The organism is Shewanella sp. BJSY2023SW001, from assembly GCF_047314685.1.
GTDB classification, from domain to species: Bacteria; Pseudomonadota; Gammaproteobacteria; order Enterobacterales; family Shewanellaceae; genus Shewanella; species Shewanella indica.
Genome location: NZ_JBKORF010000032.1, coordinates 1 through 26,088 on the forward strand (window position 1 = coordinate 1; position 26,088 = coordinate 26,088).

Consider the following 26,088-nt stretch of genomic DNA (forward strand, 5'->3'; position numbering starts at 1 on the left):
GGTTCTGGGCAAGCAAGGTACGGGCGCGATTGTCAGCCTGGTTGAGAGAAAAAGTAAGCTGTACCTGATACGCAAAGTGCCAGCGAAAAGCGCAGCCGATGTGGCCCGGGCAATGGTTGGCATGCTGTGGAAATATCGAAGTTATGTTCGAACTATCACTGCGGACAACGGCAGCGAGTTCTGTGACCACGAACAGGTCGCAGAAAAGCTTAAAACGGATGTCTACTTCGCTAACCCTTATTCGTCCTGGGAACGCGGACTGAATGAAAACTTCAACGGTTTGCTGCGGCAATACATACGGAAAGGCACCGATTTGCGGACGGTAACAGATAGGCAAATTAGTGAGATTGAACGGGCATTAAATGCCAGACCGAGAAAGTGCCTCGGCTTCAGGCAACCTATTGCGGTATTCAATGAATTACGCAAGGCAGCCTAATTTAGCGAGTGGTGCACTTCGGAGTTGAATTCGCGGGTAATCGGTGGCTGAAGATTGGCGATCAAGATATTTCTTTGCAAACAGACACCCGCCTGCTTATGCGGCCAGGGCTGATATTCAATCTTCTCTATCGCCTGACGCATCCATTGCAGCCGCTGCTGCAATATCTCATCCACATTGGGGGCATTACGGGCAATGAATTTGTTAGCACGGCCATCAATGCTGAGCCCCAACTGCTGCTCCGGAAAATCCTTGAAGAAAAAGCTAGAGAAATCATGCTTAGCATTAGGATCATTCATTAAAACTCTGGAATCTTCGTTATAAACTAATGTCTTAAGTTCAGGTTCCAGGTCTCTAATCACGTACTTGGTAGGCCCATATTTCGCAGCCTTACTACGCAATTCCTCCACATACTCCAGCCATTGCTCAAGCCTATGCTCACCGGTGATCACCCCTTTCTTTTCTGCCTTATCATCCTGATGATAGATATCGATAGAGAACTGCGGTTGACCATAACCCGAGGTGAGCAGTTGCATCTCTTGGGGTAACTCAAACTCAAAACGGCCCACGCAGTGTTTGGTAAAAACCATACTCGCCGGTCCTTGCTGCATTTTTTCCGCTTGCGCCATCACAACTTCTCCCTGCCAAAAACAAACCATTACCAGACTGCCGAGCAGCCCTTGCTTGATAATCTTGCGATAACCCTCTGCCATCTCTACCCCTTGAATTTCTGGTGAATATCCGGCAGCCAAGACTGAAGCACACCGACCATCAGTTCCCTGACATCGGGGCAATTGTAAAACCCCTGGTGATCCTGGGTCGCCACCAAGCCGATAGTCTGCACCCCTTTGGGATACTTGCCCGCGCCTTCATGCACGGTACCATCACCCTTGGCCGTCTCGCTACCCAACCTGAAGCTGGCGCTTTGAGCCCTAGGCGGCATGTGGGCATGCTGATGGCCATAGCGGTTCTGCTCCATCCAGCTCTTTAACTTGCGTTCATGCTCGGCCAGCTCACTGCGGCTCAGCAGCTTGACTTCGCCCTTGACCGAGAGCCAGTCATGGTTTTCATCGCCTATGACTTGCCAGCGCTCCACCGCCGCCGTCTCCAGCCCCGGGGTCAAGCTGTTCTGCAATTGCCACTCACAGGTGTCAAACGCCTTGGTGTCCGGGTTATTGCTGTAGAGCAGTGTGGTCGTTGCGTGAAAGTTAGCCGCCAGTTGGTCATGAAATTTCTCACAATCAGTGATACGTTTTGTAAATGCTTTCTTATGTTCTATTAACTGCTCATCCGTTGATGTGCCCAGCTCGGGTGCCAACAAGGGAGGCTGCACCAGGCTATACCAAGCATCGAAACGGCGGTAGAAATCATAAATGCCACTGCCATAGCCTATCTGCAACAATTCCCGTTTGTCTGTCTGTTTCGCCGGGTCCTTATTGACAAACAGCCACTCCCCCTTATTGGCCGCATCCACGTAGAGCTTATTGGGCATCAGCTCCAGCCCGCCCTGACAAAAGCCCAGTATTGCCGTGGTATCGGCGGCGTTCTTGCCCAGCACCATTTTGACGACCTGCCCCACAGCACCGTGGCCGACGGCGCCGCAGCGAAACTGAAAATAGGTGGATGGGCTGCCGTGGGTTGGCATAGCGCCATGGATAACGGCTTCGACTTGAGATTCCAAGCCGCTTAGGATAAAGCCGGCGCGGGAGGCGTATCCGCCCATTGAGTGACTGATGACCACAAACTTAATATCGTCCTTGGTCAGCCCCAGGTTATCGCCTTCTTTATCTTCCTTGAGTAGCTGTGTCCTGAATTCCTCAAGTTTATCCTTGAGTCGCTTCCCGGCGTATTCATTGCTGCGCATCCAGTTATAGCCTACGGCAAATACCGGGAATTGCAGCCCGGGATACAGGCGTTTAAATAACGGCTCCTTCGACTCAAGATATCGAAGCAGCGGGCCATAGCTGTCCCACAACACCTCGCCCCAACCCCGACGCTTTTTGAGTTCCACTTGCGACTTGGGTACTGAGGTATAGACCCTGAAATACTTATCGGTGCCTGGGTCTTCCACCAATAAATGATCATCCCGATCGATTATCGGATCCCCTTTCTTTTTAGTTTTACCATTAACCAACAATGCTTTACGCTGTACCGGACCGGCAAAAATCAAATCTTTGATCCGAGGCCAGGCGGCGGCTTTGGTTCGGTACTTACGGCCGGTTTCCGCTATTCCGCGTCCCTTTTCCTTTATCCCTATCCACTTTCGATTAAACCATTTACCTATCCCCTCAAAGAAACCATCATCATCGTCCGCCTGCGCCGCAGCAAGCTCGGCTTCACGTTCGGCCTTCAGCTCCATGGCGGTACTGCTGGGACCACTGAACTTTCCCCCGGCAGCAGGATCCCATACTGAGTCGCCACTCTTTTTATTCATCAAGCGGGTGCCCATAATGCCGGGGACGAACACCAGCGCCACAATACCCTTGCGGCATTTACAATCGGCGTTACAACTCATAACCAGACTCCTTAACGGTCGCTTGCCGCTCTTTGGCCCACTGCAACAAGATAGCCGCTCGTCCTGAAGGCAAGCCGGTCTTGGTGACTATGGCACTCACTTCCAGGTCATCGAGTGACACTTGTGCCAAAAACAAGGCCTCGGCCACCAAGCGCAGATGACTCAGCTCGGTGAATCCATATTGATAAGCCTGACTTGCTGCTCGAGCCAGTCATAGCATGCCTGCTCATCTGTTGGTGGACTTTCCAGTGATAATAGGTGACGTGCGAGGGCATGGATCTGGTTTCGCCTTTGCCAGTTTGGCATCGCATCCATGATTTCCTGACTTAATTCCCAGCTCATTCGCTTCTCCTTAAGACACTGTCAAGGCAGCATCTCCCTGAATGACTTTGCCGCCATGGGCCGTGGACGCACCCTGCAATACCACGGCAATGCCATTGACCGTCAAACTCGGATGTCCCTGAACCAGGGTATCTGGCCCGCCAACCTGGCAGTCACACTTGTGCCCGGTTAAGGCCACAGGAATACCGTTGACCGTCAGAGCACTTTCTCCCTGGTTTATCGGTCCACCAACATGAGGGGTATTGCCGCTGAACATAGGGCAAATATGTTGATGTCCTTTCAAAGCAACCGGAGTCCCCATATTAATCCTCCTTAATCGATATCGCCTGGCAGCCGTATCCGTCCGGCTCCCTTTGCCAATTCAGCCAATGGCTATTGAAACGAAAGGGGTTAAGCGATGCATAGAGCACTGACCCCAAAGGCTCAAGAAATGCATCCCTTCTGGCCTGCGTTTCTTCGGTTAAATAGTGATGTAAGACCCTGGGGTCGTAGAAACGAAAACGAGTAGTTTCACCATCAGGCTTGACGGCATACAACCTTTGTCCCAGTGCTTCTTTCAGTGACTGCAGGGCTAGCTCACTCTTGCACCACAGCGCGCAGTGACCATGGGTGTCTTTCTCCAGCATCAGTTGTATCAGCTCATCCTGTCCCGCAAGATGGAGTAACCAAGGGCCGTTATCCACCAATGCCTGATCCCTGTAATCAAACAGGCTATGACACTCGGCTCCGGCCCCTTTGGCAAACCACAAGGGCTCGGGGCATAGCGCTGCATCCAAGACCAAGTAGTTGGGCCCAAACGCCTTGAGGCTATTTTCTTTCACCATAGTCATACTGTTATTCTCCGCAATCGGGACAAAGATCGACTATCGGGTTGCCCTCTTCTGCGGCACTCTTCAGCGTCGCCAATTGAGGCTTGGCTCCGGTTGTCACAGCCACTGGCCCCTTGAGCTTGATATTGGGAGCTTCGAGAGTGATCCCGCCGGAATCTATAAGTATCTTGCCTCCTGGCCCCTGAATAGTGACTTTCTCCGAGCCATTGAGGGTGAGCGACTTGGTGTGCACCAGTACACTTTCACCGGCTTCCAATAACACCTTTCCCTCAACCTTCTGGGTGTAATGGCCGCCCACTTCCAAATCGTGATTGGCTCTGGAGTACTCGTGACGACGATCCATGACTTCGAGGCGATAATGACGCTTGATCAGGGTTTGCCTGTCTCTGGTCACTTCCAGCTTTTGATCCTGACCAATCAATGCCTGCTGATCTCGACCTATTTCCAGAAACTCATCCTGCCCCACGTTCAGGCGCTGATCCCGTCCTATGTGCTTTTCTCTATCGTTACCCACCTGATAGTGCTGGTCGTGGTTGATTTCCAGCTTATGGTCTTTCTGGGCATGCAAATAGATGAGTTGATTTTCGGCGGCATCCTCAAAACTCAACTCATTGAATCCCGGCCCCTTGTGGGTTTGGGTCTTGAGCACGGTTTTGGTTTTGTTGGTCGGCAATACATAGGGCACAGGATTGGCAGCATGGTATGTGCGACCGGTAATGATAGGTTGGTCCGGGTCGCCTTCAAGAAAAGAGACTATGACCTCATGACCAATGCGTGGAACCGCCATAAAACCGTACTGACCACCGGCCCACCCCTGGCTGACACGAACCCAACAGCTGCTGTGCTCATCGGCCCGGCCATATCTGTCCCAGGGAAACTGCACCTTGACCCGGCCAAATTCATCACAAAAGATCTCTTCATTATCCGGCCCCACGACAATAGCCATGTGTGGCCCTGTCACCAAGGGTTTGGTGGCCGGAAGCGGTAACCAGGGAAGGTGCCCTTCAATTGCCAATAACTGGTTTTGATACTGAGTCGGGGTGCTACTGTTCCCCTCCTCTGCCGCTGCACCCTGTATCCCGCTGTGTTTTACCCCCACAAGCAACCAGTCACGGTTAAACGACGCATCTGGATGTTCGCCCAAGTTGAACTTGATACCGGCACCGGCATCAGCAATATCGGACATTGCCGATGCCATTTGGGTTTCATTCCGTAACGCCTGCAATCTGGCGCGGGTGAAAAGCTCTCCTTGGGCGTCATCCTTGTAACGCCCCGGATAATCATAGTGCTCATAAAGCACTTCAGATCCCGCTTGCTGGAAGTCGAGCTGATTGGCTATATCATCCTGCAAAAAGCTATAAGCAGGCTTTTTGAAGCTGTAATCCTTGAGTTCGGCCTTGGCACTCGCCAGTTGCTTGGCGTAACTGAAGCTGCGGACAAAAGGCACTTCGCTGTCGCCGCCGCTCAAGGCGTTATAGGGGAATAGTTGTTTGGCCGCCGGCAGCTTGCTGGTGGCATCACAGAAAATCAGCGTATGTTTGTCGTCACTGAATTCGAAATACCAAAACACCCCGGCCTCAGCCGAAAGACGGGTGATAAAGTCAAAGTCCGACTCCCGATACTGAACACAGTATTCGCGCTTTACCGACTCGTAGCGTGCATCCCACCTGAAGGCATAATCACTGATACCCATTTCATCAAGCAGGGTGCTGAAAATCTGTTTGAGGGACTGTTCCTGAAAGATACGGCTGTTTTGTCTCAGCCGCAGCCGCGCCATGGCAGGTTCCATGGTCAGCTTGTATTGAGTATGTTTATGGCCTGAGTCTTCCTTGGCAAAGCGGCTGACTATACCGTGAAAACGTCTGACTCGAACACCATCCTGCCAAATACTCAAGACGCCATTCTTATCGACTATCTGCTCGGCAGTAATATCATCCCTGCGGCTCAGTAATATCAACTCTCCCTTGAAGGGCGAGGACAACTGTTCATCAAAATCAAACGACAGCAGGTTGAAACTATCGTCCGCCTCCGCTTCTGCCTTGAAATGAAACCGCAAACCACTGCCAAGATAAAACATAGCCGGTATCCTTGTTCGAGTTCGTCCTGACTCTAATCCGCTAGAATCACTCTTTTCTTGCCATTGAGACGCTACTTGGAAAAACCTTGTAGCAGATAGCAAAATGTATGCGAGCGTTTTGCCCGCATACATTCAAGCAAATCAGTCGTTGACTGAATTACGCTTCGATGGGCTTGCGCCAATCGTCGGCACCAGAGGTTCCGGCGCTGACGTGATCCCAGTCTATCTTGCGATAGGCCATGGACACTTCAACCAGCTGAGTGAAGTCGGCTTTGTTGGGATCCTGGCAGTGAGGCATATGACAGTTAATATCAATGATGGTGGCGCCTTCCAGCTTGGTGGTGAAGAAGTGCTCTTGCTTACCTTCGATAGAAGTGCGGTACCACTTGAGCTCGACCTTGGTCAGTTTCTCACCGGAAGAGAGTGAGTTGTACATGAGAGGAACGGCTTTGTTCAGCGCGACGGTGAACTTGAACGGCTTGTGCACACGCTGACCGGAAGGCATGCCGGACTGAGGGTCGGTTGGCACAGTCACAATGTGGCTGAACTCCTGAACCAGCATCTCGTCTTCATGGCCTTCCACAAAGATGTCACCGACGGATTCCGCAGTAAAGGCGCCGGCAGTGAGGTTGCCCTGAGTTTGGCCTTCGATAGAGATATAACATGGTGTTGGCATGATAAATTCCTTTTTAAAATTCACTGAGGTTTGGATTAACCTTCCTAGCTAAAGCAACCTTCGCGCCAAAATTTAATCAATTGATTTCGTTACTGTTTAAAAAATAGCCCAACTGGCTGGGCAAAAAATTGCCCGGCGGGCAAGAAATTGCCCAATCAATATGACGTACTTTAAATGTGAAAAACTTCCGCTTTGAGGTGTTATGACAAGGCAAGACAGATACATAATATCACCATCAAAACACGCTAGCGGTTGTCATCGTGTGCCGGTGATAACTAGAGTCCGGAGCCAACGGCCTTAGTGCTATGGAACATGGTTTATACATGGGTTACGGCCAATCGATGATGAATGCTTGCAACTCCTATCGCCACGGATCAGGGTAAGCATCTTTTTTGCCTAGATGAGTAGATCATTGCACCTATATCGTTTCTGAGTAGTAACTTGACGCAGTTATAACATCAAGCTTGGTGAGCTGGGCTTCAAGAGCACATGTTCGGGAACCCTTGCGCTACAAGGGTTCTGCAAGGTGTAGCACAAATAGGAACCGTTATTTAGGGATTGTCTGGGGGAGTGAGTAAACTTCTAATGGAAAGTTAATGCGATGGGCGAGGTTAAGTTTAAGTTGATGACAGAGAAGTATTGAAAATATTGCTTGTCATTCTCTCACTCGCGAATGGACACAGTTTTGGCCCCTTTTGTTTACAGCATAAGGCGGAGATTAACTATGTAAATGAGGACGAAAATGGTTCCGTTTTTGTTCTAACTATAAGCTATTGTTGAACTTTTTCTATTGTCATACACTATCGGGCCCTTTGGTTTGTTGGTTGGGCCCGCGTGCGTTTTTCATCTGCACGTTTGTTGCTGCTAATGGCTTGGTTGGCCACGAGTTATACCCTGGCCGCCGAGATAGGCGACACGGCAGTGGTCGGAAAACTCTATATCAGCGGCGCCGAACTGCCCGGGCAATTGACTCCAGAGGGGGCCGCTTGGTGGCCGGAGCCTATGTGGTTGCTGTGGCTCATGGGCTTTGGCAGCTTCTTTTGCCGTTTTCGTTGTTTTGCGCTCTGGTTGCTTGCTTTGCTGGCGTTGCAACTCAAGTATGTTCTTCGGGTCGACGACAGCCTGCTGTGGAGCAGTTGGCTAGTGTTGTTATTGCCGACACAAGTGTTGTTTGGCCTGATTTTGCTGTTGATTGACCGGGGCGAGGGCGCACGAGCCCAGGTAATCACCTTTAACTGACGACAGTCCCCAAGTCTCAAGCCGTATTGAGGGAGAATAATAGATGTCCAGAAAAGCCAGAGCCGCCATGGTTTCGGTCTGCTCCAATATTTCGCTGATCATTATGAAGGTGGCGGCGGGTATTGTCAGTGGCTCGGTCAGTATCATTTCGGAAGCGATTCACTCCGCCATGGATTTGGTGGCGGCCTTGATCGCTCTGTTTGCTGTGCGCCGCGCCGATGTGCCGCCGGACTGGGATCATCCCTACGGTCACGACAAGATAGAGAATGTTTCCGGGGTTATTGAGGCGCTGTTGATTTTGGCGGCGGCTGGTTGGATTATTTTCGAGGCCGTCGGCAAGTTGCTCAGCCCCTCAGAGGTGGAAGGCCTGGGTTGGGGGGTATTGGTGATGCTGTTGTCGGCGTTGGTTAACACTGGCGTCAGTGCCTATCTCTACCGGGTGGCCAGGGAAGAACAATCGGTGGCGCTTGAGGCCGATGCCCTGCACCTTAAGGCCGATGTGCTCACCTCCCTCGGGGTAGCCGTGGGGCTGCTGCTGATCTGGGTGGGTGGCTATTTTGGCCATAATCTGGCGCTGCTGGATCCCATAGTGGCCATAGGGGTGGCGCTGTTTATTCTCAAAGAAGCGATAAGCATGTTGGATCAGGCCTTCAAGCCGCTGCTGGATCACAGCATCAGTGAAGAGGAGCTTAACCGGGCCGCCGAGATAATCGCGCACCACTGTCCCAATGAAGGCGGTTTTCACGACTTGCGTGGCCGTCAGGCGGGCAGACGGCGTCATATCGACTTCCACCTGACCTTGCCCAAGGAGATGAGCGTTGGCCATTCCCATGCCATCTGTGACCGTATCGAGCAGGCCTTGATGGCCGCCATCCCCCATGCGGCGGTGTTTATCCATGTGGAGCCGCTGGAAGAGCAGCCCGAAGAAGAAGGCTTACTGCAACAGGGCGCCTGAAGCGGCGCCCGCGTGGCTGCATCAGAGCCCTTGATGGGGACCGAACACTTCGTAGTGGATCTGCGCTTCCTCAATACCCAGGGCCAGCAACTGCGCCTTGATGCTCTGCATAAAGCCTATGGGGCCACAGCAGTAGAATTGGCCCTCGGACGGCAGCATGGCCGCTATCGGCTCCAGCACCATGGTGCCCTTCAGGTCATAATCCTGTCCCTGAATATCAGTCTCAAGCGGCTGGCGATACCAGGTCAGCGCCTTGAGATTTGTCTGCTCGGCCTGCTTGCGGCGTATCTCTGCGGTAAAAGCATGCTGGGCGCCATTTTCACAGGCATGCAGCCATAGTGTCTCGGCGCAGTCTTGCTGCAGGCGGCTGTTTAACATGCTCAGCATAGGTGTCAGGCCAACTCCGGCAGATAGCAGCACAACCCGGGTGTCAGGCTCAGTATTCAGGAAAAAATCCCCCGCCGGCGGGATTAGCTCAAGCTCGCTGCCGATATAGAATTCATTATGCAGCAGGTTGGAAACCAATCCTTCGTTTTCACGTTTAACGCCGATGCGATAGCTGCGGCCGTTGGGGGCATCCGCCAGTGAGTATTGGCGTATCTCGGTATGGGCCAGCGCCGGATGGCTGAGTTTGATGTTCAGGTATTGCCCCGGCTTAAAATCGGCCACAGGGCCGCCATCCTTGGGCGTGAGTTCGAAAGAGGTAATGGCGGCAGACTCGCGGCGTTTGTTGCTGACAACAAAGGTGCGGGTGCCGCTCCACCCCCCTTGTTTGCCTGCAGCATCGGCATAAATCTGCGCTTCGCGACCAATAAAGATATTGGCCAACACCCCATAAGCCTTCTCCCAGGCGCCCAGTACCTCTGGCGTGACGGCATCGCCGCCGAGTTCTTCCAGGGTGGCAAGCAGATGCTTGCCGACTATGGCGTATTGCTCGGGTTTGATCAGAAAGCCTGTGTGTTTCTGGGCAATTCTTTCCACGGCTTCACCGAGAACAGCCAGATTGTCGATATGTTGGGCATAGGCGGCGACGGCATTGAACAAGGCTACCGGCTGATCGCCCTTATGCTGATGAGCCAGGTTGAACACATCTTTCAGTTCGGGATTGTGGTGGAACATGCGCTGATAGAAGTGTTTGGTCAGCTCTGGGCCGGCGGCAACCAGCAGGGGAATAGTACTCTTGACCACTTGGATAGTGTGTTGATCCAACATAACGACAACCTCAAAGATTTATTTAAGTTATATGTTCCGCGATAAAATAAACATGTATTTGATTTAGATCAATAAAAAATCTGACTAGATCTGTCAGGTATTCAGTATGGTTTGCAAAAACACTCTTGTGGGTGAGGCATGTCTATGTTTTATCGTATCCGGATCCTGATTCTGGCTTGTTCGCTTCTCTGGTGCCGGTGCCAAGTCGCCGTCAGTGGCCAACAATGACTTTTGCCGCTAAAAAGCGGATAATTCCCCCAATTTTGCTCAATTTGACCCAGATCACAGCCGGTCGCTGGTTTTACCGCTGCGGCGAGTGTCATAGGGCGAGCGGGAAACCCCGCCGGAACTCGGAACTATCCAATGGAAATCAAAGTAAATTTTCTCGACAACCTTAGACTCGAAGCCAAGTTTGATGACTTCAGTGTCATTGCCGACCAGCCAATCCGCTACAAGGGTGATGGCTCGGCGCCGAGCCCGTTCGACTACTTTCTGGCTTCATCAGCGCTGTGTGCCGCCTATTTTGTGAAGGTGTACTGTGTCGCCCGCGATATTCCTACCGAAGGCATACGCCTGTCGCAAAACAACATAGTCGACCCGGAAAACCGTTATAACCAGATCTTCAAGATTCAGGTGGAACTGCCGGACACCATCTCTGACAAAGACCGTGAAGGCATACTGCGTTCCATCGACCGCTGCACTGTGAAGAAAGTGGTTCAGACCGGCCCCGAGTTCCAGTTGGAAACCGTGGATAACCTGGATCAGGACGCCCAGGCGATGCTGATGCTTAAGCCGGATGACAGCCACAGCACCTTTATTCTGGGTAAGGATCTGCCGCTGGAGCAGACCATAGCCAACATGACCAACACCTTGGCCGGACTGGGGATGAAGATAGAGATCTCCTCCTGGCGTAACCTGGTGCCCAACGTTTGGTCGCTGCATATCCGTGACGCCGCTTCGCCCAAGTGTTTTACCAACGGCAAGGGCGCAACCAAAGAGAGCGCGCTCTGCTCGGCTCTGGGCGAGTTTATCGAGCGTCTCAGCTGCAACTTCTTCTACAACGACCAGTATTTCGGCCCCGAGATCGCCAACGCCGAATTTGTTCATTATCCCAATGAGAAGTGGTTCCAGCCCGGCCCCAACGATGAGCTGCCGCCCGGGATCCTTGATGACTATTGCCTGGAAATCTACAACCCGGATGGTGAGCTCTGCGGCTCCAACCTTATCGACACCAACTCGGGCAATGTCGAGCGCGGCATCTGCGCCATTCCCTATGTGCGTCAGTCCGATGGCGAGACTGTGTATTTCCCCTCCAACCTGATTGAAAACCTGTATCTCAGCAACGGCATGAGTGCAGGCAACAACCTGGATGAGGCCAAGGTGCAGTGTCTGTCCGAGATTTTCGAGCGGGCGGTGAAGCGCCGCATCATAGAAGATGAGCTGGTTCTGCCTGAGGTGCCGAAAGACGTGCTGGCCAAGTATCCCTCGATAGTGGCCGGCATAGAGGCGCTGGAGGCGCAGGGCTTTCCGCTGGTGATCAAGGATGCCTCCCTCGGTGGCCAGTTCCCCGTCATGTGTGTGACCCTGATGAACCCCCGCACAGGCGGCGTGTTTGCCTCCTTCGGCGCTCACCCCAGTTTTGAGGTGGCGCTGGAGCGCAGCCTCACCGAACTGCTGCAGGGCCGCAGTTTCGAGGGCCTCAACGATGTGCAAAAGCCTACTTTCAACAGCATGGCGGTGCAGGAGCCGGAGAACTTTGTAGAGCACTTTATCGATTCCAGCGGGGTGATCTCCTGGCGCTTCTTCAGTAGCAAGCCGGACTATGAGTTTGTCGAATGGGACTTCTCCGGCAGCAACGCCGAAGAGAGTCAGAGCCTGTTCGGGATTCTTGAAGATATGGGCAAAGAGGTCTACATCGCCGAGTTTACCGAGATAGGTAATGCCTGCCGGATCCTGGTGCCAGACTTCTCCGAGGTGTATCCGGTATCGGATCTGATTTGGGACAACACCAACAAGGCGCTGGACTACCGCGAAGATATTCTTAACCTACATCGCCTCAGCGACAGCCAACTGCAAAGCCTATCCGAGCGCCTCGAAGACAGCCAATTGGATATCTACACGGATATCATCACCCTGATAGGCATAGAGTTTGATGAAAACACCGTCTGGGGCCAACTGACGATACTCGAACTCAGACTGCTGATCTGCCTGGCCATAGGTGAACTGGAAGAAGCGCTGGAGCTGACCGAAACCTTCCTGCAGTACAACAATAATACCGTCGCTCGTGGCCTCTTCTATCAATGCCTGCAGGCGGTGTTGGAGATCAGCCTGGACGATGAACTCGAGCTGGACGACTACCGGTACAACTTGGGACGCATGTTTGGCCAGGAAACCCTGGGTGCCGCTATAGGTTCGGTAAATGGTACTGTGCGCTTCTACGGCCTGACCCCAACCAATATGCAGCTCGAAGGCCTGGAAAAACACCAGCGGTTGATCGAAAGCTACAAGAAACTGCACGCCGCCCGCGCCAGAGTGGCTGCCAAGAAGTAAATTATGTTCAGGTAAGGGGCATGTTTGCCCCTTACCCGACTTCATTGGCTTTTAGTTTGGTTCCTTGTGGTTCAAGTTATCTCGTCACTTTGACCTAGAGAAGAAGTTGCACACAAATGTTTTCCCTGCAATGCATCTTCCCTATGTATTCAAAACATGTGTACTCAAAACATGAAAACAATTTTAGCGGCAGACTCTTTGCCTGTAGGTTAATTTACCGTTAGCATTAAGCATTGTGTGTGCCTTTTTGTCATGAACATCAAGGATTTCATTTGTGAAGATGCCAAGGCCTGCTATGGCCTATGTTGTTCCTTTTTGTGTTTTTTTTATTTATCTCTGCCTGGTTGCCGGAGAGTATTTCTATGAACGCCAGTCTTTGGAATCCGAGGCGTCTGCGGCCCAGATAAAGCAGCTTGAGAAAGAACTTTTCAGGATGCAACATCTTGTTGAGAGAGCGATTCACAATCAAAATTTAGACAGTGTAGCCGAGGAGATATCTCTGGCGGCGACAGACTTCAACATCATGGTGTACATACTGTTAGATGACACCAGTCTTATCCGCTACGCCAATCATGTTGTTTGGCGCGACAGTCGGGCTTCGCAAGTGATCGATGGCTATTCAATGGCGTTGCACCGGCAGGTGGTCGAATCTGGAAAACCACAGATATTTGCCAACACGGATAGGCTATCAATACAGGCATATTATCCCGTTATCACTGAGGCTTCCGTTAGTTTTGGGGGCAAGGCCGAACTGCTTTATCTCGAGTATGATCTATCGCCTGCAATGGCCAAGGTAACTGATGACCTCAATCTGCGTTTTATGCGGGTTTGGGGCCTGGGGGCCTTATTTGTTTTGGGCTTTATGCTGGTATTGCACTTTATGTTAATCCGCCCTTTAAGAGCTCTGGCTTGGCAGGCCAGGAAAGGCGAGAACAACCCTTTTCATATGGATAACACTTGGGTTTTCAGTGAAGTACGGGTGCTAAAGGATTACTTGCACCGGAGCCAACAGAAGTTGCAGCGAACCCTGAAGCAATTGAGGGACAATGAACAACGCTGGTTGTTTGCGGTGGAAGGGACTCGCAATGGGATCTGGGATTGGAACATCGCCAGCGGCGAAGTTTTTCTGTCGGACCGCTGGAAAGAGATGATAGGGTACGGCCCCCATGAACTCGAAGGGCTTTATTCTACTTGGGAAAGCCGACTGCATCCGGACGATAAAGAAGCCGTGTTGTCGTCTTTGCAGGCTTACCTCAATGGTGAGACCGAGGCGTTTGAGAGTGTTCATCGCATGCGCCATAAAGAGGGACACTATATCTGGGTGCTGGACAGGGGAATGCTGGTTGAATGGGACGAACAGGGCCGCCCTTGCCGGATTATAGGTACTCATGCCGATGTGTCGGATGATGTGCGTAATCAGCAAGCCCTGGCCCATTTAGCCAACCATGATGCCCTGACTAATTTAGCCAATCGCCGCTCTTTGATGGATGCCTTGTATGAGCAGCAAAAGCATTGTCGCAACAGTCTGCAGTGTGCAGCGCTGTTCCTAATAGATTTGGATAATTTCAAAACTATCAATGACACTCTCGGGCATCATCTGGGAGATCGGTTATTGATCCAACTGGCGGCTAGATTTTCGGGCTATTTTAGCGCCAATACTTTGGTTGCCAGGCTCGGGGGGGATGAGTTCGTTATTCTAGCGAAAGATCTAACCCAAGACAGAGCTATGGCAGCAAGGCGAGCCTTGGCGTTGGCCAGTGAGATCAGGCAGTTGGTTGCCAGGCCTTTCAATATCAGTGACAAGCAGCTGCATGTGTCTGCCAGTATTGGTGTTTGTCTGTTTGATGATCAGGATGATATTGATGCCGAGGAGCTTTTGAAGCGAGCCGATATGGCCATGTTCCAGGCCAAGGAAGGCGGTCGAGATAACTGCATGATCTACAACTCCGAGATGGAGGTTAAGGCTCACCAAAATCTGCTGATCCAGAATGAGTTGCGCTATGCCATCGAACGGCAACAACTCTCTTTGGTTTACCAGCCAATAGTTGATGCCCAGGGGAAATTGACTGGGGCTGAGGCGCTATTGCGTTGGCAGCATCCGCAGCAGGGAAATATTTCACCGGCGGATTTCATTCCTGTGGCTGAAGGCAGTGGCCTTATCAGTGAAATTGGTCATTGGGTCATCCTCGAAGTTTGTCGCTTCATTCGCGAGCAGCAGGCCAGGGGCATTGGGGTGCCAAAAATCGCCATCAACCTCAGCGCCAGACAGTTTAATCAGCCCGAGTTTGTTGAGCGTCTGATCGCCTTGCTGAAGGCCCAGGGGATTGCAACAGATGCGTTGGAGTTGGAGTTGACTGAGTACGCCTTGTTGACCAATCTGTGCATCATGAATACCCGAATCGATCTGCTGAGGAAGGCGGGGATATCCGTGGCGATAGATGACTTTGGCACAGGTTACAGTTCGTTGAGTTATCTACAGAACCTGCCTCTATCCAGATTGAAGATAGATGCCTCTTTTGTGCAGAAGATTGGCTCTGGGCGCAGTGCCGATGCCATAGTCAAGGCCATAATCGAAATGGCTCACAGTCTGGAGCTGAAAGTGGTTGCCGAAGGGGTTGAAACCGTTCAACAAAGAGCCTTTTTGAATCAGCTCGGATGTGACAACTTCCAAGGGTATCTGTTTAGTCAGCCTCTGCCTGAGGCTGAGTTTGCAGTTCTGCTGCAGCCTCCGTGGCGTGAGTTACCGTATGCTGCGCCAGGAAGTTGAAAATAATATTCAGCACCTGCTCACGTATTGCGTCGATTTCAATAAAGAGTTCATGCCTGGCTCCCACGATCTTTTCCAATGTCACCTTGGGGCCAAGGGCGGCGATTTGCGCCTGGTTATCGACGATAGTGTCCTGCTCAGCCTGAAGAATGAGGATTGGCACCTTTGACTCTCTGGCTGCGGTGATGGTCTGCTCGCAAGCATCCAATGCTTCTATCAACCATTGATTGGTGGGCGAGCCCAGTTGGATCTCAGGATGTTGCCGGCATAAATCCAGTAATGCCTGATATCGGCTTTCGCTGTGGGTCAATTGATTATCTTTAAACTCGAGCGGACGATAATCATGGCCGGATAACACATAGTTGGGCTCGGTATGCGGGCCATAACTATTGAGTTTTCCTGCCAGCCAACGTACGAAGTTGCGCGGCATTGGCAGGCGAATACCATACATGGGGGCAGAGAAGGCCGCAGCAGTAAATCGTTGGGGGAATTGCTGCAAATACAGAGTGCCTATGGCGCCGCCCATGGAGTGGCCCACCAGAAAATACTGTTCATATTGGTTTGCAACTACCACTTGCTCAACGAAACAGTGTAAGTGATCCACATAGTCCTGAAACTTATCTATGTGCCCCTGGTGAGGATTGGCGGTTAGCCTGCTGGATAGGCCTTGCCCCATATGATCCAAGGCGTAGACACTATAGCCTTGCTGATAGAAGTCATGGATCAGCTCCCGATACTTGAGATAACTCTCTACCCGGCCATTGCTGATGACGACAGCTTGTTTCGCCTTTGGATGGCAAATATAACCGTAGGCCAGCTCTTTACCGAATCCCACTGCCAGCTTGGCATGGGTGACACCTTGCCAGAAAGTCTCCAATTGAGACTGGGTTGAAGCGGGTTCTGTGTTGCGGGCCTGGGTCGTTACCATCCAATATTTCCTGATCTAAAAAAGCCAGTGCTCAAAGGCACTGGCCGAGTGTATCAGAAACAGGGTTTCATTGCTGTGAGGCGATAAAGTCGGCTATCTGCTGTTCCAGTACAGACATGGGCACAGAGCCTTGCGCCAATACTGCATCGTGGAATTGGCGGATATCGAACTTTTCCCCCAGGGCATCTTCTGCTTGCTTTCGCAGACGTTTGATAGTCAGCTCGCCAATCTTGTAGGCCAGCGCCTGCCCAGGCCAGGAGATATATCTGTCTATCTCTGTGGTGACATTGTGCAGCGACAGAGCCGTATTACCGGCCATAAAGTCTATTGCCTGCTGACGGCTCCAGCCTTGGGTGTGCATACCTGTATCGACTACCAGGCGGGCGGCGCGCCACATCTCGTAAGTCAGGCGTCCAAAGTTGCTGTAGGGATCCTGATAAAAACCCCCTTCCAGCCCCAAATATTCACTGTATAGTCCCCATCCCTCACCAAAGGCCGAGATATAGCTGTAGCGGCGAAAATCGGGCAGTTGCTCCAACTCTTGATTGAGAGAAATCTGCAGGTGGTGACCCGGAACAGCCTCATGCAGGGTGAGTGCTTCCAACTCATAGAGAGGACGCTTATCCAAGGCATAAGTGTTTACCCAATAAAAACCCGCCACAGTCTCCGAGTTGGAGCCGGAATAGCGCCCGGTTGTATATTTGGGGGCAATTTCAGCCGGAACAGGGGCGACACCATAGGGTTTGCGGGGCAGTTTGCCAAAATAGCGTGGCAACATGGCGTCGGCTTTTTTGGCAATATAGGAGGCCTCTTTGAGCAGTTGCTCCGGCGTGTCCACATAAAAGCGTTTGTCGGTGCGCATAAAATGCAGAAACTCGGCAAAGCTGCCTTTAAAACCGGTTTGTTCGATGATCTGTTCCATCTCGGCGCGGATCCGTTTTACTTCACTCAGCCCCAGTTGATGGACTTGCTCAGGCGTCATATCCAGAGTGGTGTAGTACTTGACCCTGTTTTCATAAAAGGCCCGACCATTGGGCAGAGCTGATGCGGCAATGCTCTGGCGGGCGCCGGGGATATATTTCTCGGTCATAAAGTCATAGAAGGCTTGATAGCTCGGTAACACATGCTGCTCGACACTGACGTATCCGGCATGGCTCAGTTCCTGTTTAAGATTGGCAGAAAAGTGCTCTGGAAACGTCTCAAACGGCTTGAAATAGCTACTTTGCTGCACTGGTACCATATAAGCCTGAATACTCTGTTCAAACCCTCTCAGTACAGATTGCGGCTGAGTGATACCTTCGGCAAGCCCCTGGCGCATCCAGTGTATCTGTTGCTGGAAGTAGCGCGGCAGAGATTGCAGTTTCTGCAGGTAGTGACGGTAATCGGCTTCTGTCTTGAATGGCCCTGAGGCCATAGAAGCAATGTAAGCGTGAAAGCCACTCTCTGAGGTAATCGGCAGGTAATGGGCCTTGAACCTGAAGCTATCCACACGCTCCTGTAGTTGGTATTCGAGAATACTGGCATTGATGGCGGCTTCTTTGCTCAGCTGTTCTCTGGGGATCGCCTTTAGCCGTTGCAATAATGTTGAATTGGCCGCAGCATCGGCCGCCAGAGCTTCAGCTGACAAGTCTGCTAATTTGCCCGCGGCCGAGTCATCGCCAAACAGCAAGGCCATCTGAGGGCTTTCTGCCAGCCTTTGCTGCCAGGCATCGGCTATTAACTGCTGGAGTTGGCTATCGGCTTGAGATAGCTGCTTGCTTATTTCTGGCGTGTTGGCTTCATGGGCAGGGGTTTGGCAGGCGCCCAGGAATCCAGTGAGCAACAGGGGCAGCAGGAGTTTTTTCATTTGATTTTGTTCCTTTTTTATCCTTGATGAAGGATTATGCCTTAAGCCAGGATGGAGCCCCAGAGATTTAACGTCACCTTTTGGTAACAAAGCCTGTCAGTAGACTAAGAGGTGCTAACAAAAGGCGTGTTACACTTAAGCGTCCCCAGACCAAAAAATAATTACATTGGCGGGGTAGTTCATACAGGGGTTATTTTTATGATTGATACTTCAATTCCGTTGGTCGATTTACATCGCCATCTGGACGGCAATGTCAGGGTTGAGACCATATGGGAACTGGGTCAGCAGCATGGCATTGCCTTGCCGGCGGCCTCGCTTGAGGCTTTGGCACCTTACGTACAGATCCAGGGTAAAGAATCCAGCTTAGTGGCTTTCCTGAAAAAGCTGGACTGGATGGTTGCCGTGCTGGCCGATCTGGATGCGGTAAAGCGGGTGGCCTATGAAAATGTCGCCGATGTGGCATTGTCCGGGTTGGACTATGCCGAATTAAGGTTCAGCCCTTACTACATGGCAATGAATCACAAGCTGCCGATAGAAGGCGTGGTGGAAGCCGTTATTGATGGCGTAAAAGCCGGGCTCAAGGACTATCAGGTCAAGATAAAACTGATAGGTATTCTGTCACGCTCATTTGGTCAGCAGGCTTGTACCCAGGAGTTGGATGGCTTACTCGCGCACAGGGAGTCTTTGGTCGCGGTTGATTTGGCCGGTGATGAGTTGGGTTTCCCCGGTGAGCTGTTTAACGAGCATTTCAAGCGGGTACGCGATGCCGGACTTCAGATCACGGCTCACGCCGGAGAGGCCGCCGGTGCCCAAAGCATGTGGCAAGCCATCAAGGAGTTGGGGGCGACTCGCATAGGCCATGGGGTCAATGCCATTCATGATCCCAAATTGATGGAGTATCTGGTGGAACATAAGATAGGTATCGAATCCTGTCCTACCAGTAATCTGCATACTTCTACCGTTAACAGCTATCAGGAGCATCCACTGCGCACCTTTATGGAAGCCGGTGTGTTGGTTGGCTTGAATACCGATGATCCAGGCGTCAGCGCCATAGATATCAAGCATGAATATCGTGTGGTTAAGCAGGAGATGGGCTTCACCGCAGCTGAATTGGCTAAGCTGCAGCGTAATGGCGTGGATATGGCCTTCCTCTCTGACAGCGAGCGTCGGGAACTTTACGCCGCTAAAGCATAAAAGTTTGGTTCAGACACAAAAAAGCCGATGAATCATTCATCGGCTTTTTTATTCTTCTCAGGGTTAAATTACCCGGGAGAACTGTTGCTGACGTGCCTTTTCTCGGAAGTAGACATCGAAACAGATACAGATATTACGGATCAACAGACGCCCGGTTGGACTGATGCTGATCTGGCGATTTTCAATGTTAACCAGTTTATCGTCGATAAAGGTTTGCAGCAGCTTGAGATCTTCGGCGAAGTACTCTTCAAACTGGATCCCCAATTGTTGCTCCATCTTGGTCATATCAAGCTCAAAGTGACAGATAAGCTGCTTGATCACTGCGCGACGGATTTCGTCATCACGATTGAGTTTACAGCCTTTCCATAGAGCGTGGCCCTGCTCATCTATGGCTTCATAGTAAGGGCGAATATCTTTTTGGTTTTGCGCATAACAGTCACCAATCTGACTGATGGATGACACCCCAAGTCCGAGGAGATCGCACTCTTCCTGGGTGGTATAACCCTGGAAGTTACGGTGCAATCGGCCTTCTCTTTGCAGTTTGGCCAGCTCATCATCAGGCTTGGCGAAGTGATCCATGCCTATGTATTGGTAGCCGGCGCCGGTCAGGGTCTCAATCGTCTGATGCAGCATGTCCAGCTTCTGTTGTGGGCTGGGCAGGTGCTCATCTTTGATTTTCCGCTGCGCCGCGAAGCGGGCCGGCAGGTGAGCATAGTTGAATACAGACAGACGGTCTGGCGACAGATCCAGAATGCGCTGAATGGTTTCGGCAAAGGTTTCCGGTGTTTGATGAGGCAAGCCGTAAATCAAATCGACGTTGGTAGAGACAAAGCCCATCTCTTTGGCCTTTTTGATCAGCGCAAAAATGAAGTCTTCATCCTGTTCACGGTTAACTGCTGCCTGAACCTCTTTATTGAAGTCCTGCACCCCAATGGAGATACGGTTGAACCCAGCCTCTTTCAGGGCATCCAGCATAGAGAGTTCGATTTCTCTAGGGTCGACTTCGATAGAGTATTCACCCTGTTCGGCAAAGTTGAAGTGGCTCTTCAACAGTGACGATAACTTAATGATTTGCTCTGGGTTTAGGAACGTCGGTGTGCCACCGCCCCAGTGCATTTGGGTCACAGTATAGTGTTTGAACAGAGGCGCCCGCTTGACGATCTCGGCTGCCAGGTACTCTATGTACTGATCGGCTTTGTGCTGATGTCGGGTGATAACCTTGTTACAGCCGCAGTAATAGCAAAGTTTGGCGCAGAAGGGGATATGAATGTACAGAGACAGTTTGTCACTTTTGCTGTTGGCTATGGCCGACAATAGATCGCCTTCTGTGAATGAGTCGTCAAACTCCAGCGCCGTTGGGTAGGAAGTATAACGGGGACCGCTGTAGTTATATTTCTCGATCATTGATTGATCCCAGCTGATATGAGTGGGCTGCTTCAAGGCGTGTCCTCCGACAGTAAATTAGCAATGAGCGAAGTATGCAGGGTTATGGCTCAAATAACCTTGATCCAGGTTGTAAAAATTATATGTACACAAGCAAACGTTAAGAAATATCCCTGAAAATGCTTTCAATGTCTGTTGTCTTATTGAGGTTTTGTGCACCGACTCACGCCAGAGAAAAGATTCAACAGGCTTGATTGTTGTTTGGCTGAGACGACAAGACAAGGCTGCGAACTCAGGCGTAACTAAAACACAAGCCTCCGATGTTTGGGACTGTCTTTCAGGGGCGAAGATTTCGGGGATGGTGAATAAAGCGCTGCCGACTGCTGAGAGCAAGCCGGCAGTTGCTGCATTAGTGAGTTGGTTTGAGTTGAAACTCGGAGAGTTTTTTGGCGTCGGCCAATATGCCTTGCTCCAGCTCGGCTTCAGACTTCATTCTGGCCAGGTCTAGCCGCATCCGCTCTTGTTTGGGTAACTGAGCCCTGGCCTCCAGAATGGGATGATCCTTGATACGCTCAAAATGCATAAACACATCCGGGTAGTCACCACTGACTCTCTCTGTCAGCGATAGCAGATCGAACAGTTTGACGATTCTAACTACTCCTTCGGACAACTCACAACGCTCTTCTGTCATTGCGGCGGCAATATAGCGGATATCGGCAAGCAGGGATGCCTGTTTAGCTTCCATAACCGCCTTTTGTTCAGCCATCGCCTGCTCTCTGGCCTGGGTTTGTCTTCTCAGACGCAAAAGCAACACTGTGGCATAGGCACTCAGTCCTATGATGATCAACATGGCTAAGGTGATAAGGATAAACTGCATCCCGGCCTCCGTTAGTTGTCCTGGTATTGTTTCAGAAGCTCAGCACCGGATTCGAATTTCTCCAGCAATTCGTCATCGCTATGACTCTTGCTTGGGGCTTCATCGGCCTGATCCAAATCGGTAATGCCAAGTTTTTCCATCAGCTTCTCTATCTTGGCCAATTGCCGCTCCAGCCATTGCTGGTCATCGGCGGCCAGTTCCCGACCTTCTTCCAGCTGATCCAGCAGCTTATTCAGGCGCGGATCTTCCTCCAGTTGCAGCAGCAACTGTTCATCGGTCAGTTTAGGTTGTTTTGGCTGTGCAACCTTTTCTTTGACTATATCCAGAGCGACAGGCCTTTTGCTGCCAAGGCGGATATCTTGTTTGTCAGAGCCTGCCCGCTTTTGCCCCTTTGGAGCTGCAGGGTTCTGGCGGCTACCCGCCTTATTACCTGAATCCTGCTTCTTACGGGCTGGAGCGCGCTCAGATTTCTTGCTTCTGGGGGCCAGTTTGGGGTTGTTCTCGCCGACTTTACGGGTCTTTTTACTACGGGACATAATTCTCTCGATAAAAAGTAGTTGGTTGCGTCCGAACCGTGCCGGGTTCAGTCTACAAGCGGCGGTTCTGCATCAAGGTCGCGTGTTATAGCAGATCCTGATGTTTTTTGCATCAAGATGAAGTCCTGCGCTGCAAATATTAGCCTAAATTTGCCCTGAGATGCCAAGTAAGCAAACGTCTGTTGCTGATAAAAGCTGACATGGGTTGGATTGTTTTTGTAATGCCATTTGGGGAACGCGGCTAAAGAGGTCAGTAATGGGGTGGATATGGCCAGCCAACCACCTGGTTTCAAAAGGGTTTCTATTAAGCTCCACTCTTTGGCCGGGGCCCTGAAGTGCTCGAACACCCGAAAACAACAGATAAAGTCATATTGGTGATGTAGTAACTGGTGATCTGCTGCAAAAAAGGGATCGAACTGTTGTAAATGGTGTCCGGCGTCGCGGATCTGTTTCAGGCCATCCTCGCTTAGCACTCGGCCAAAGTTGAGGCCAAATAAAGGCGTTGGCTGCAAAGATTGCAGCTGTTCCAACAAGGGGTGGATAAAGCGTGCCAACTGCTTTTGCTTTCCAGCTTGGCGGGCTCGTCCATAACGCTGCTTTTCGGCATCTGGTAACAGGTAACTGTTGGAGTCTGCAAACAACAGCCGACATTCAGGGCAGAGATAAAAACCTCGTTTCTTATCCTGAAAGCTGAGTTCAGCCTGATCGTTATGACACAGGGGACAGCGACGCATGGACTAATTAATATCTGCTCAATGGGGGTTAACAAATTATGCCATAAAAAAAGGCGGCAGTATGGCTGCCGCCTTATGATGGTGCTAACTAACACCCTATTCTGATTTCAAGTTTCCTTACTTGCTATGCGACTTTCCCGGTCGATATCCTTCTTTTTTTGACAGCTTTCCCTGCAGTTTTTCTCGTTATCGGTCTTCCAGACACTTTCTTGGGTTTCCTGCAAATAGCGATGGCCAATTGACTCATCATTATTCAGTCGTCTTCTGTGACGCCTAACAGACCATCCTTGTCTACCAAGTACCTTCCAGTGATAACAAGCTTCCAGCCAGTGCATCCAAAGCGCGTTGCTTCCCGTGCCAATGTTTGAGTCCTGCAAACATCTTCCTGTTGGAGCAAGTTCCCCTGTTAATTCGTAAGGACAATGCTAAAAAGCGGTTTGGCAAAATCGCCGGTTCCTTACTTTTATTGACCTGGATTTCAAACTGAAATCTCGACTCATTATTATTATTTGCGAGTGGTCTTAGTAGTCTTATTGTTATTGGCTTGCTTTATTCTTATATCTTGAATGTAAATTATACCGAAACCTGAATGTTGTTGGTAAAGTTTTTATACAAGCAGATGGGTTTATCTCGGTACGGGCACATTAAACCTAAATCTGTGATCTGTGTCAAGCGTTAATGTTTTCAGTTTACGTAAACGTAAACGTAAACGTTGTGACTTAAGAAAAGGGTGAAACTTCACCCTTTTCCAAGCTACAGCAAAAATTACTTCAGGCTGGAGATGTACTTGGCCAGCGCATCAATGTCTGCATCATTCAGCTTTTTCGCTGTGTCCTGCATCATGCCGTTTAGGTCATTATGACGGCTCTGATCACGGAACTTATTCAATTGGATCTTGATATAGTTGGCGTGCTGCCCAGCAACTGCCGGGAAACCGGCCAGTTCGCTGCCTTTACCTTCAGGACCGTGACACGCAGAACAAGCGGCTATGCCACGAGACATATCACCACCCTTGAACAGCTTTTCGCCGGCATCAGGAACATCTTTTACTTCAGCAACCTGCAATGTTTGGCTGGCAAAATAAGCTGCAACATCGGCAATATCCTGATCGCTCAAGGCTACCGCCATCCCACCCATGATGGGATCCATACGGCCATCCTTGCCACCGGTTTGAGCTGCACTACGAAACTCCCGCAGCTGTTTTTGCAGATAGGTTGTATGCTGACCGGCCAACTTGGGATACATGTCGATCATGCTGTTGCCGTCAAGACCATGGCAGGCAGAGCAGACAATGGCTTTGGTTTTTCCCGCTTCAGCATTACCTTCAGCAATCGCAGGTGAAGATATGGCGGCGACTACAGACAGCGCAAGGGCTAACTTTTTCATGGCGTTCCAACTTCTTTCGTTAAATTATTGTCCTGAGCTTACTAGGGTGACCCGCAAGCGTGGTAAAATACAAATAATGTGATCGGGCTAATATTTTACACGAAAACGTGGAAAAGTAAGCAAGTCTTCAATATTTATGCTATCACCCAGCAAAATTCCGGAGTCAGAAGTGACAGCAACTCGTATCGATTTTCGCAAGACAAAATTCCTTATCAGCGCGCCTGATATTGCCCATTTGGATAAGCATTTACCTGGCGACACCGGCGTGGAAATCGCTTTTGCCGGCCGCTCAAATGCTGGTAAATCAAGTGCTTTGAATGCTTTAACCGAGCAGAAAAACCTTGCCAGAACCAGTAAAACTCCTGGCCGTACCCAACTGATCAATGTGTTTGAGCTCGATGAGCAGCGCCGTTTGGTGGATTTACCCGGCTATGGTTTTGCTCAGGTACCACTGGCCATGAAGCTTAAATGGCAGGAGTCTTTGGGTGAATATTTACAAAAGCGGGCTTGCCTGAGTGGTGTGGTGGTGCTAATGGATATTCGCCATCCGTTGAAAGACTTGGATTTGCAGATGATTGAATGGGCTGTTGCCAGTGAAATCCCGGTACTGGCGCTGCTGACCAAGGCAGATAAGTTGCCACAGAGTGCCAAGATGAAAACGGTCAATGAGGTACGTAAAGCGCTGGTTGACTTTGGTGATTGGGTCAGAGTCGAGCCTTTTTCTTCATTGAAGGGCACCGGGAAACCTAAGGTTTTGGCAATTCTGGATGAGTGGTGCCATCCAGCCTGGTTGGAACAAGAAGACAACGAACAAGGATGATGGACCCAAACCACTATACGGCAGCCATGGAGGCTGCCGTTTTTGTATCTGTTGTTTGTGCTGGGAGAATCCAGGACAAAAAAAACCGGCGACTCAGTCACCGGTTAAATTAGCTCTTTTGGGGAGAAGCTAAAATTTCAACAAGACTCAAGTACCATCAAACTTGGACTTCGATGGCTCTCAATGACGGTAGCATAGCGCGAATCGAATCAAGTTTAAAGTAATTGCTCTAAAAAATACTGTAGACGAAAAAAAGCCCCAGCAAATGATTGCTGGGGCGCCAGAATTTGGCTGATCACTAAAAGTGAAATAAAGGTCTGAAAGATAGAACATCTTAACCTCTGTACCCTACGCCGAGAATAATACTGCATTTATCTTTAATGGGAAAACTGTTTTTTCAAAAATACGACAATAATGTGGAGTCGATCACAAGAAATCTTGGTTGAAACAGCAACTTTTGATCTGTGAATTACAGAAATGAGCTTAAAATGCAACCTGTTAGCACGCATTTGTCGATTAATTGCCGAAAAGTGTTGTTTTCTGTTCAGATAGGTTGGCTAGTGACGATAGCAAGCGCGAATAATTACTGCGTTGTGTTCAAAATACAAAAAAGCCACCCCGAAGGATAATGCCGTTCACTTAGTGTGAACGGCATTTTTCTTAGGCTTAATGGGATACTTGTTTTTACTCATTTTTAACGCACGTGGATAGGCTCTATCGCGTTTCCCATCAAGCTTGAACTGCCTCGCATTACGCACTATGTCCAAGACATCTCTCGGGACATT

Annotated in this window: 23 protein-coding genes and 1 pseudogene; 7 read left to right on the top strand and 17 right to left on the bottom strand. The window is 50.6% G+C overall.

Annotation, left to right across the window (positions count from 1 at the left end):
* The coding region (locus tag ACMHXH_RS07630; protein WP_413737912.1) for an IS30 family transposase at positions 1-436 on the top strand (436 nt) is incomplete at its 5' end.
* On the opposite strand, the gene ACMHXH_RS07635 is transcribed toward ACMHXH_RS07630, so the two are convergent.
* The 8 genes from ACMHXH_RS07635 to ACMHXH_RS07670 form a co-directional block, all read right to left on the bottom strand.
* Positions 433-1,149, bottom strand: a complete 717-nt coding sequence (locus ACMHXH_RS07635) for a hypothetical protein (RefSeq protein WP_413737914.1) — start codon at positions 1,147-1,149, stop codon at positions 433-435. The genes ACMHXH_RS07630 and ACMHXH_RS07635 overlap by 4 nt on opposite strands.
* A gap of 2 nt (positions 1,150-1,151) precedes the next feature.
* Positions 1,152-2,951, bottom strand: coding sequence for a hypothetical protein (locus tag ACMHXH_RS07640; RefSeq protein ID WP_339087185.1), 1,800 nt, complete (start codon positions 2,949-2,951; stop codon positions 1,152-1,154).
* A complete protein-coding gene (locus ACMHXH_RS07645; RefSeq protein ID WP_339087186.1) occupies positions 2,941-3,081 on the bottom strand; it encodes a hypothetical protein in 141 nt (46 codons plus the stop codon). The genes ACMHXH_RS07640 and ACMHXH_RS07645 overlap by 11 nt, the downstream gene beginning before the upstream one ends.
* Positions 3,082-3,113: 32 nt before the next feature.
* Positions 3,114-3,293, bottom strand: coding sequence for a hypothetical protein (locus tag ACMHXH_RS07650; protein WP_339087187.1), 180 nt, complete (start codon positions 3,291-3,293; stop codon positions 3,114-3,116).
* A gap of 10 nt (positions 3,294-3,303) precedes the next feature.
* Positions 3,304-3,594, bottom strand: coding sequence for a PAAR domain-containing protein (locus tag ACMHXH_RS07655; protein ID WP_025012114.1), 291 nt, complete (start codon positions 3,592-3,594; stop codon positions 3,304-3,306).
* A gap of 1 nt (position 3,595) precedes the next feature.
* Positions 3,596-4,123: a DUF4123 domain-containing protein gene (locus ACMHXH_RS07660; protein WP_412486819.1), complete on the bottom strand. Its 528-nt coding sequence runs from the start codon at positions 4,121-4,123 to the stop codon at positions 3,596-3,598.
* A gap of 4 nt (positions 4,124-4,127) precedes the next feature.
* Positions 4,128-6,200, bottom strand: a complete 2,073-nt coding sequence (locus ACMHXH_RS07665) for a type VI secretion system Vgr family protein (RefSeq protein WP_208142689.1) — start codon at positions 6,198-6,200, stop codon at positions 4,128-4,130.
* Positions 6,201-6,357: 157 nt separating this feature from the next.
* Positions 6,358-6,876 carry an Hcp family type VI secretion system effector gene (locus tag ACMHXH_RS07670; RefSeq protein WP_413737918.1) on the bottom strand — a complete coding sequence of 173 codons (519 nt, stop codon included), beginning with the start codon at positions 6,874-6,876 and terminating at the stop codon, positions 6,358-6,360.
* A gap of 834 nt (positions 6,877-7,710) precedes the next feature.
* Between ACMHXH_RS07670 and ACMHXH_RS07675 the strand changes: the two genes are divergently transcribed.
* Both ACMHXH_RS07675 and ACMHXH_RS07680 read left to right on the top strand, forming a co-directional pair.
* Positions 7,711-8,115 (top strand): hypothetical protein, encoded by a 405-nt coding sequence (locus tag ACMHXH_RS07675; RefSeq protein WP_412522911.1) that lies wholly within the window; start codon positions 7,711-7,713, stop codon positions 8,113-8,115.
* Positions 8,116-8,158: 43 nt separating this feature from the next.
* Complete coding sequence (locus ACMHXH_RS07680; protein ID WP_101053302.1) at positions 8,159-9,070, top strand: cation diffusion facilitator family transporter; 912 nt, start codon at positions 8,159-8,161, stop codon at positions 9,068-9,070.
* A 21-nt stretch (positions 9,071-9,091) separates the two neighbouring features.
* On the opposite strand, the gene hmpA is transcribed toward ACMHXH_RS07680, so the two are convergent.
* Positions 9,092-10,282 carry an NO-inducible flavohemoprotein gene (hmpA, locus tag ACMHXH_RS07685; protein WP_413737920.1) on the bottom strand — a complete coding sequence of 397 codons (1,191 nt, stop codon included), beginning with the start codon at positions 10,280-10,282 and terminating at the stop codon, positions 9,092-9,094.
* A gap of 363 nt (positions 10,283-10,645) precedes the next feature.
* On the opposite strand from hmpA, the gene ACMHXH_RS07690 reads away from it, so the two are divergent.
* The gene (locus ACMHXH_RS07690; RefSeq protein ID WP_413737922.1) at positions 10,646-12,832 is read left to right on the top strand and encodes an OsmC domain/YcaO domain-containing protein; all 2,187 of its coding nucleotides are present in this window, start codon (positions 10,646-10,648) and stop codon (positions 12,830-12,832) included.
* Between the two features lie 280 nt (positions 12,833-13,112).
* Positions 13,113-15,599, top strand: coding sequence for a putative bifunctional diguanylate cyclase/phosphodiesterase (locus ACMHXH_RS07695; RefSeq protein WP_233962977.1), 2,487 nt, complete (start codon positions 13,113-13,115; stop codon positions 15,597-15,599).
* Here ACMHXH_RS07695 and ACMHXH_RS07700 read toward each other — a convergent pair.
* Both ACMHXH_RS07700 and ACMHXH_RS07705 read right to left on the bottom strand, forming a co-directional pair.
* Positions 15,514-16,527, bottom strand: coding sequence for an alpha/beta fold hydrolase (locus tag ACMHXH_RS07700; protein WP_071475717.1), 1,014 nt, complete (start codon positions 16,525-16,527; stop codon positions 15,514-15,516). The two genes, ACMHXH_RS07695 and ACMHXH_RS07700, sit on opposite strands and share 86 nt — an antisense overlap.
* A gap of 67 nt (positions 16,528-16,594) precedes the next feature.
* Positions 16,595-18,373, bottom strand: coding sequence for a DUF885 domain-containing protein (locus tag ACMHXH_RS07705; protein WP_039035434.1), 1,779 nt, complete (start codon positions 18,371-18,373; stop codon positions 16,595-16,597).
* 198 nt (positions 18,374-18,571) lie between these two features.
* On the opposite strand from ACMHXH_RS07705, the gene add reads away from it, so the two are divergent.
* Complete coding sequence (gene add, locus ACMHXH_RS07710) at positions 18,572-19,567, top strand: adenosine deaminase (protein WP_071475716.1); 996 nt, start codon at positions 18,572-18,574, stop codon at positions 19,565-19,567.
* A gap of 63 nt (positions 19,568-19,630) precedes the next feature.
* Here the strand turns inward: add and hemN are convergent, their stop codons facing one another.
* From hemN to ACMHXH_RS07735, 5 genes are all read right to left on the bottom strand, one after another.
* Complete coding sequence (gene hemN, locus ACMHXH_RS07715; protein ID WP_082014343.1) at positions 19,631-21,007, bottom strand: oxygen-independent coproporphyrinogen III oxidase; 1,377 nt, start codon at positions 21,005-21,007, stop codon at positions 19,631-19,633.
* Positions 21,008-21,359: 352 nt separating this feature from the next.
* A complete protein-coding gene (locus ACMHXH_RS07720) occupies positions 21,360-21,827 on the bottom strand; it encodes a DUF2489 domain-containing protein (protein ID WP_039035427.1) in 468 nt (155 codons plus the stop codon).
* Positions 21,828-21,838: 11 nt separating this feature from the next.
* Positions 21,839-22,363, bottom strand: coding sequence for a Der GTPase-activating protein YihI (gene yihI / locus ACMHXH_RS07725; protein ID WP_039035426.1), 525 nt, complete (start codon positions 22,361-22,363; stop codon positions 21,839-21,841).
* Positions 22,364-22,410: 47 nt separating this feature from the next.
* A complete protein-coding gene (locus ACMHXH_RS07730) occupies positions 22,411-23,097 on the bottom strand; it encodes a methyltransferase domain-containing protein (protein WP_039035425.1) in 687 nt (228 codons plus the stop codon).
* 765 nt (positions 23,098-23,862) lie between these two features.
* The gene (locus ACMHXH_RS07735) at positions 23,863-24,483 is read right to left on the bottom strand and encodes a c-type cytochrome (protein WP_039035423.1); all 621 of its coding nucleotides are present in this window, start codon (positions 24,481-24,483) and stop codon (positions 23,863-23,865) included.
* 169 nt (positions 24,484-24,652) lie between these two features.
* Here ACMHXH_RS07735 and yihA point away from each other — a divergent pair, with 169 nt between their 5' ends.
* Positions 24,653-25,303 carry a ribosome biogenesis GTP-binding protein YihA/YsxC gene (yihA, locus tag ACMHXH_RS07740; protein WP_039035432.1) on the top strand — a complete coding sequence of 217 codons (651 nt, stop codon included), beginning with the start codon at positions 24,653-24,655 and terminating at the stop codon, positions 25,301-25,303.
* A 635-nt stretch (positions 25,304-25,938) separates the two neighbouring features.
* Here the strand turns inward: yihA and ACMHXH_RS07745 are convergent.
* Positions 25,939-26,088 (bottom strand): annotated as a pseudogene (locus tag ACMHXH_RS07745) (IS4 family transposase); the annotation flags it as partial.

Bases quoted from the DNA above. Each gene is read 5' to 3' on its own strand.
- ACMHXH_RS07705 (WP_039035434.1), bottom strand. From the start codon at position 18,373: ATGAAAAAACTCCTGCTGCCCCTGTTGCTCACTGGATTCCTGGGCGCC.
- ACMHXH_RS07635 (WP_413737914.1), bottom strand. From the start codon at position 1,149: ATGGCAGAGGGTTATCGCAAGATTATCAAGCAAGGGCTGCTCGGCAGT.
- ACMHXH_RS07700 (WP_071475717.1), bottom strand. From the start codon at position 16,527: ATGGTAACGACCCAGGCCCGCAACACAGAACCCGCTTCAACCCAGTCT.
- ACMHXH_RS07720 (WP_039035427.1), bottom strand. From the start codon at position 21,827: ATGCAGTTTATCCTTATCACCTTAGCCATGTTGATCATCATAGGACTG.
- add (WP_071475716.1), top strand. From the start codon at position 18,572: ATGATTGATACTTCAATTCCGTTGGTCGATTTACATCGCCATCTGGAC.
- hmpA (WP_413737920.1), bottom strand. From the start codon at position 10,282: ATGTTGGATCAACACACTATCCAAGTGGTCAAGAGTACTATTCCCCTG.
- ACMHXH_RS07650 (WP_339087187.1), bottom strand. From the start codon at position 3,293: ATGAGCTGGGAATTAAGTCAGGAAATCATGGATGCGATGCCAAACTGG.
- ACMHXH_RS07680 (WP_101053302.1), top strand. From the start codon at position 8,159: ATGTCCAGAAAAGCCAGAGCCGCCATGGTTTCGGTCTGCTCCAATATT.
- ACMHXH_RS07670 (WP_413737918.1), bottom strand. From the start codon at position 6,876: ATGCCAACACCATGTTATATCTCTATCGAAGGCCAAACTCAGGGCAAC.
- ACMHXH_RS07695 (WP_233962977.1), top strand. From the start codon at position 13,113: ATGCCAAGGCCTGCTATGGCCTATGTTGTTCCTTTTTGTGTTTTTTTT.
- ACMHXH_RS07690 (WP_413737922.1), top strand. From the start codon at position 10,646: ATGGAAATCAAAGTAAATTTTCTCGACAACCTTAGACTCGAAGCCAAG.
- ACMHXH_RS07735 (WP_039035423.1), bottom strand. From the start codon at position 24,483: ATGAAAAAGTTAGCCCTTGCGCTGTCTGTAGTCGCCGCCATATCTTCA.
- ACMHXH_RS07655 (WP_025012114.1), bottom strand. From the start codon at position 3,594: ATGGGGACTCCGGTTGCTTTGAAAGGACATCAACATATTTGCCCTATG.
- ACMHXH_RS07640 (WP_339087185.1), bottom strand. From the start codon at position 2,951: ATGAGTTGTAACGCCGATTGTAAATGCCGCAAGGGTATTGTGGCGCTG.
- ACMHXH_RS07730 (WP_039035425.1), bottom strand. From the start codon at position 23,097: ATGCGTCGCTGTCCCCTGTGTCATAACGATCAGGCTGAACTCAGCTTT.
- ACMHXH_RS07660 (WP_412486819.1), bottom strand. From the start codon at position 4,123: ATGACTATGGTGAAAGAAAATAGCCTCAAGGCGTTTGGGCCCAACTAC.
- ACMHXH_RS07665 (WP_208142689.1), bottom strand. From the start codon at position 6,200: ATGTTTTATCTTGGCAGTGGTTTGCGGTTTCATTTCAAGGCAGAAGCG.
- yihI (WP_039035426.1), bottom strand. From the start codon at position 22,363: ATGTCCCGTAGTAAAAAGACCCGTAAAGTCGGCGAGAACAACCCCAAA.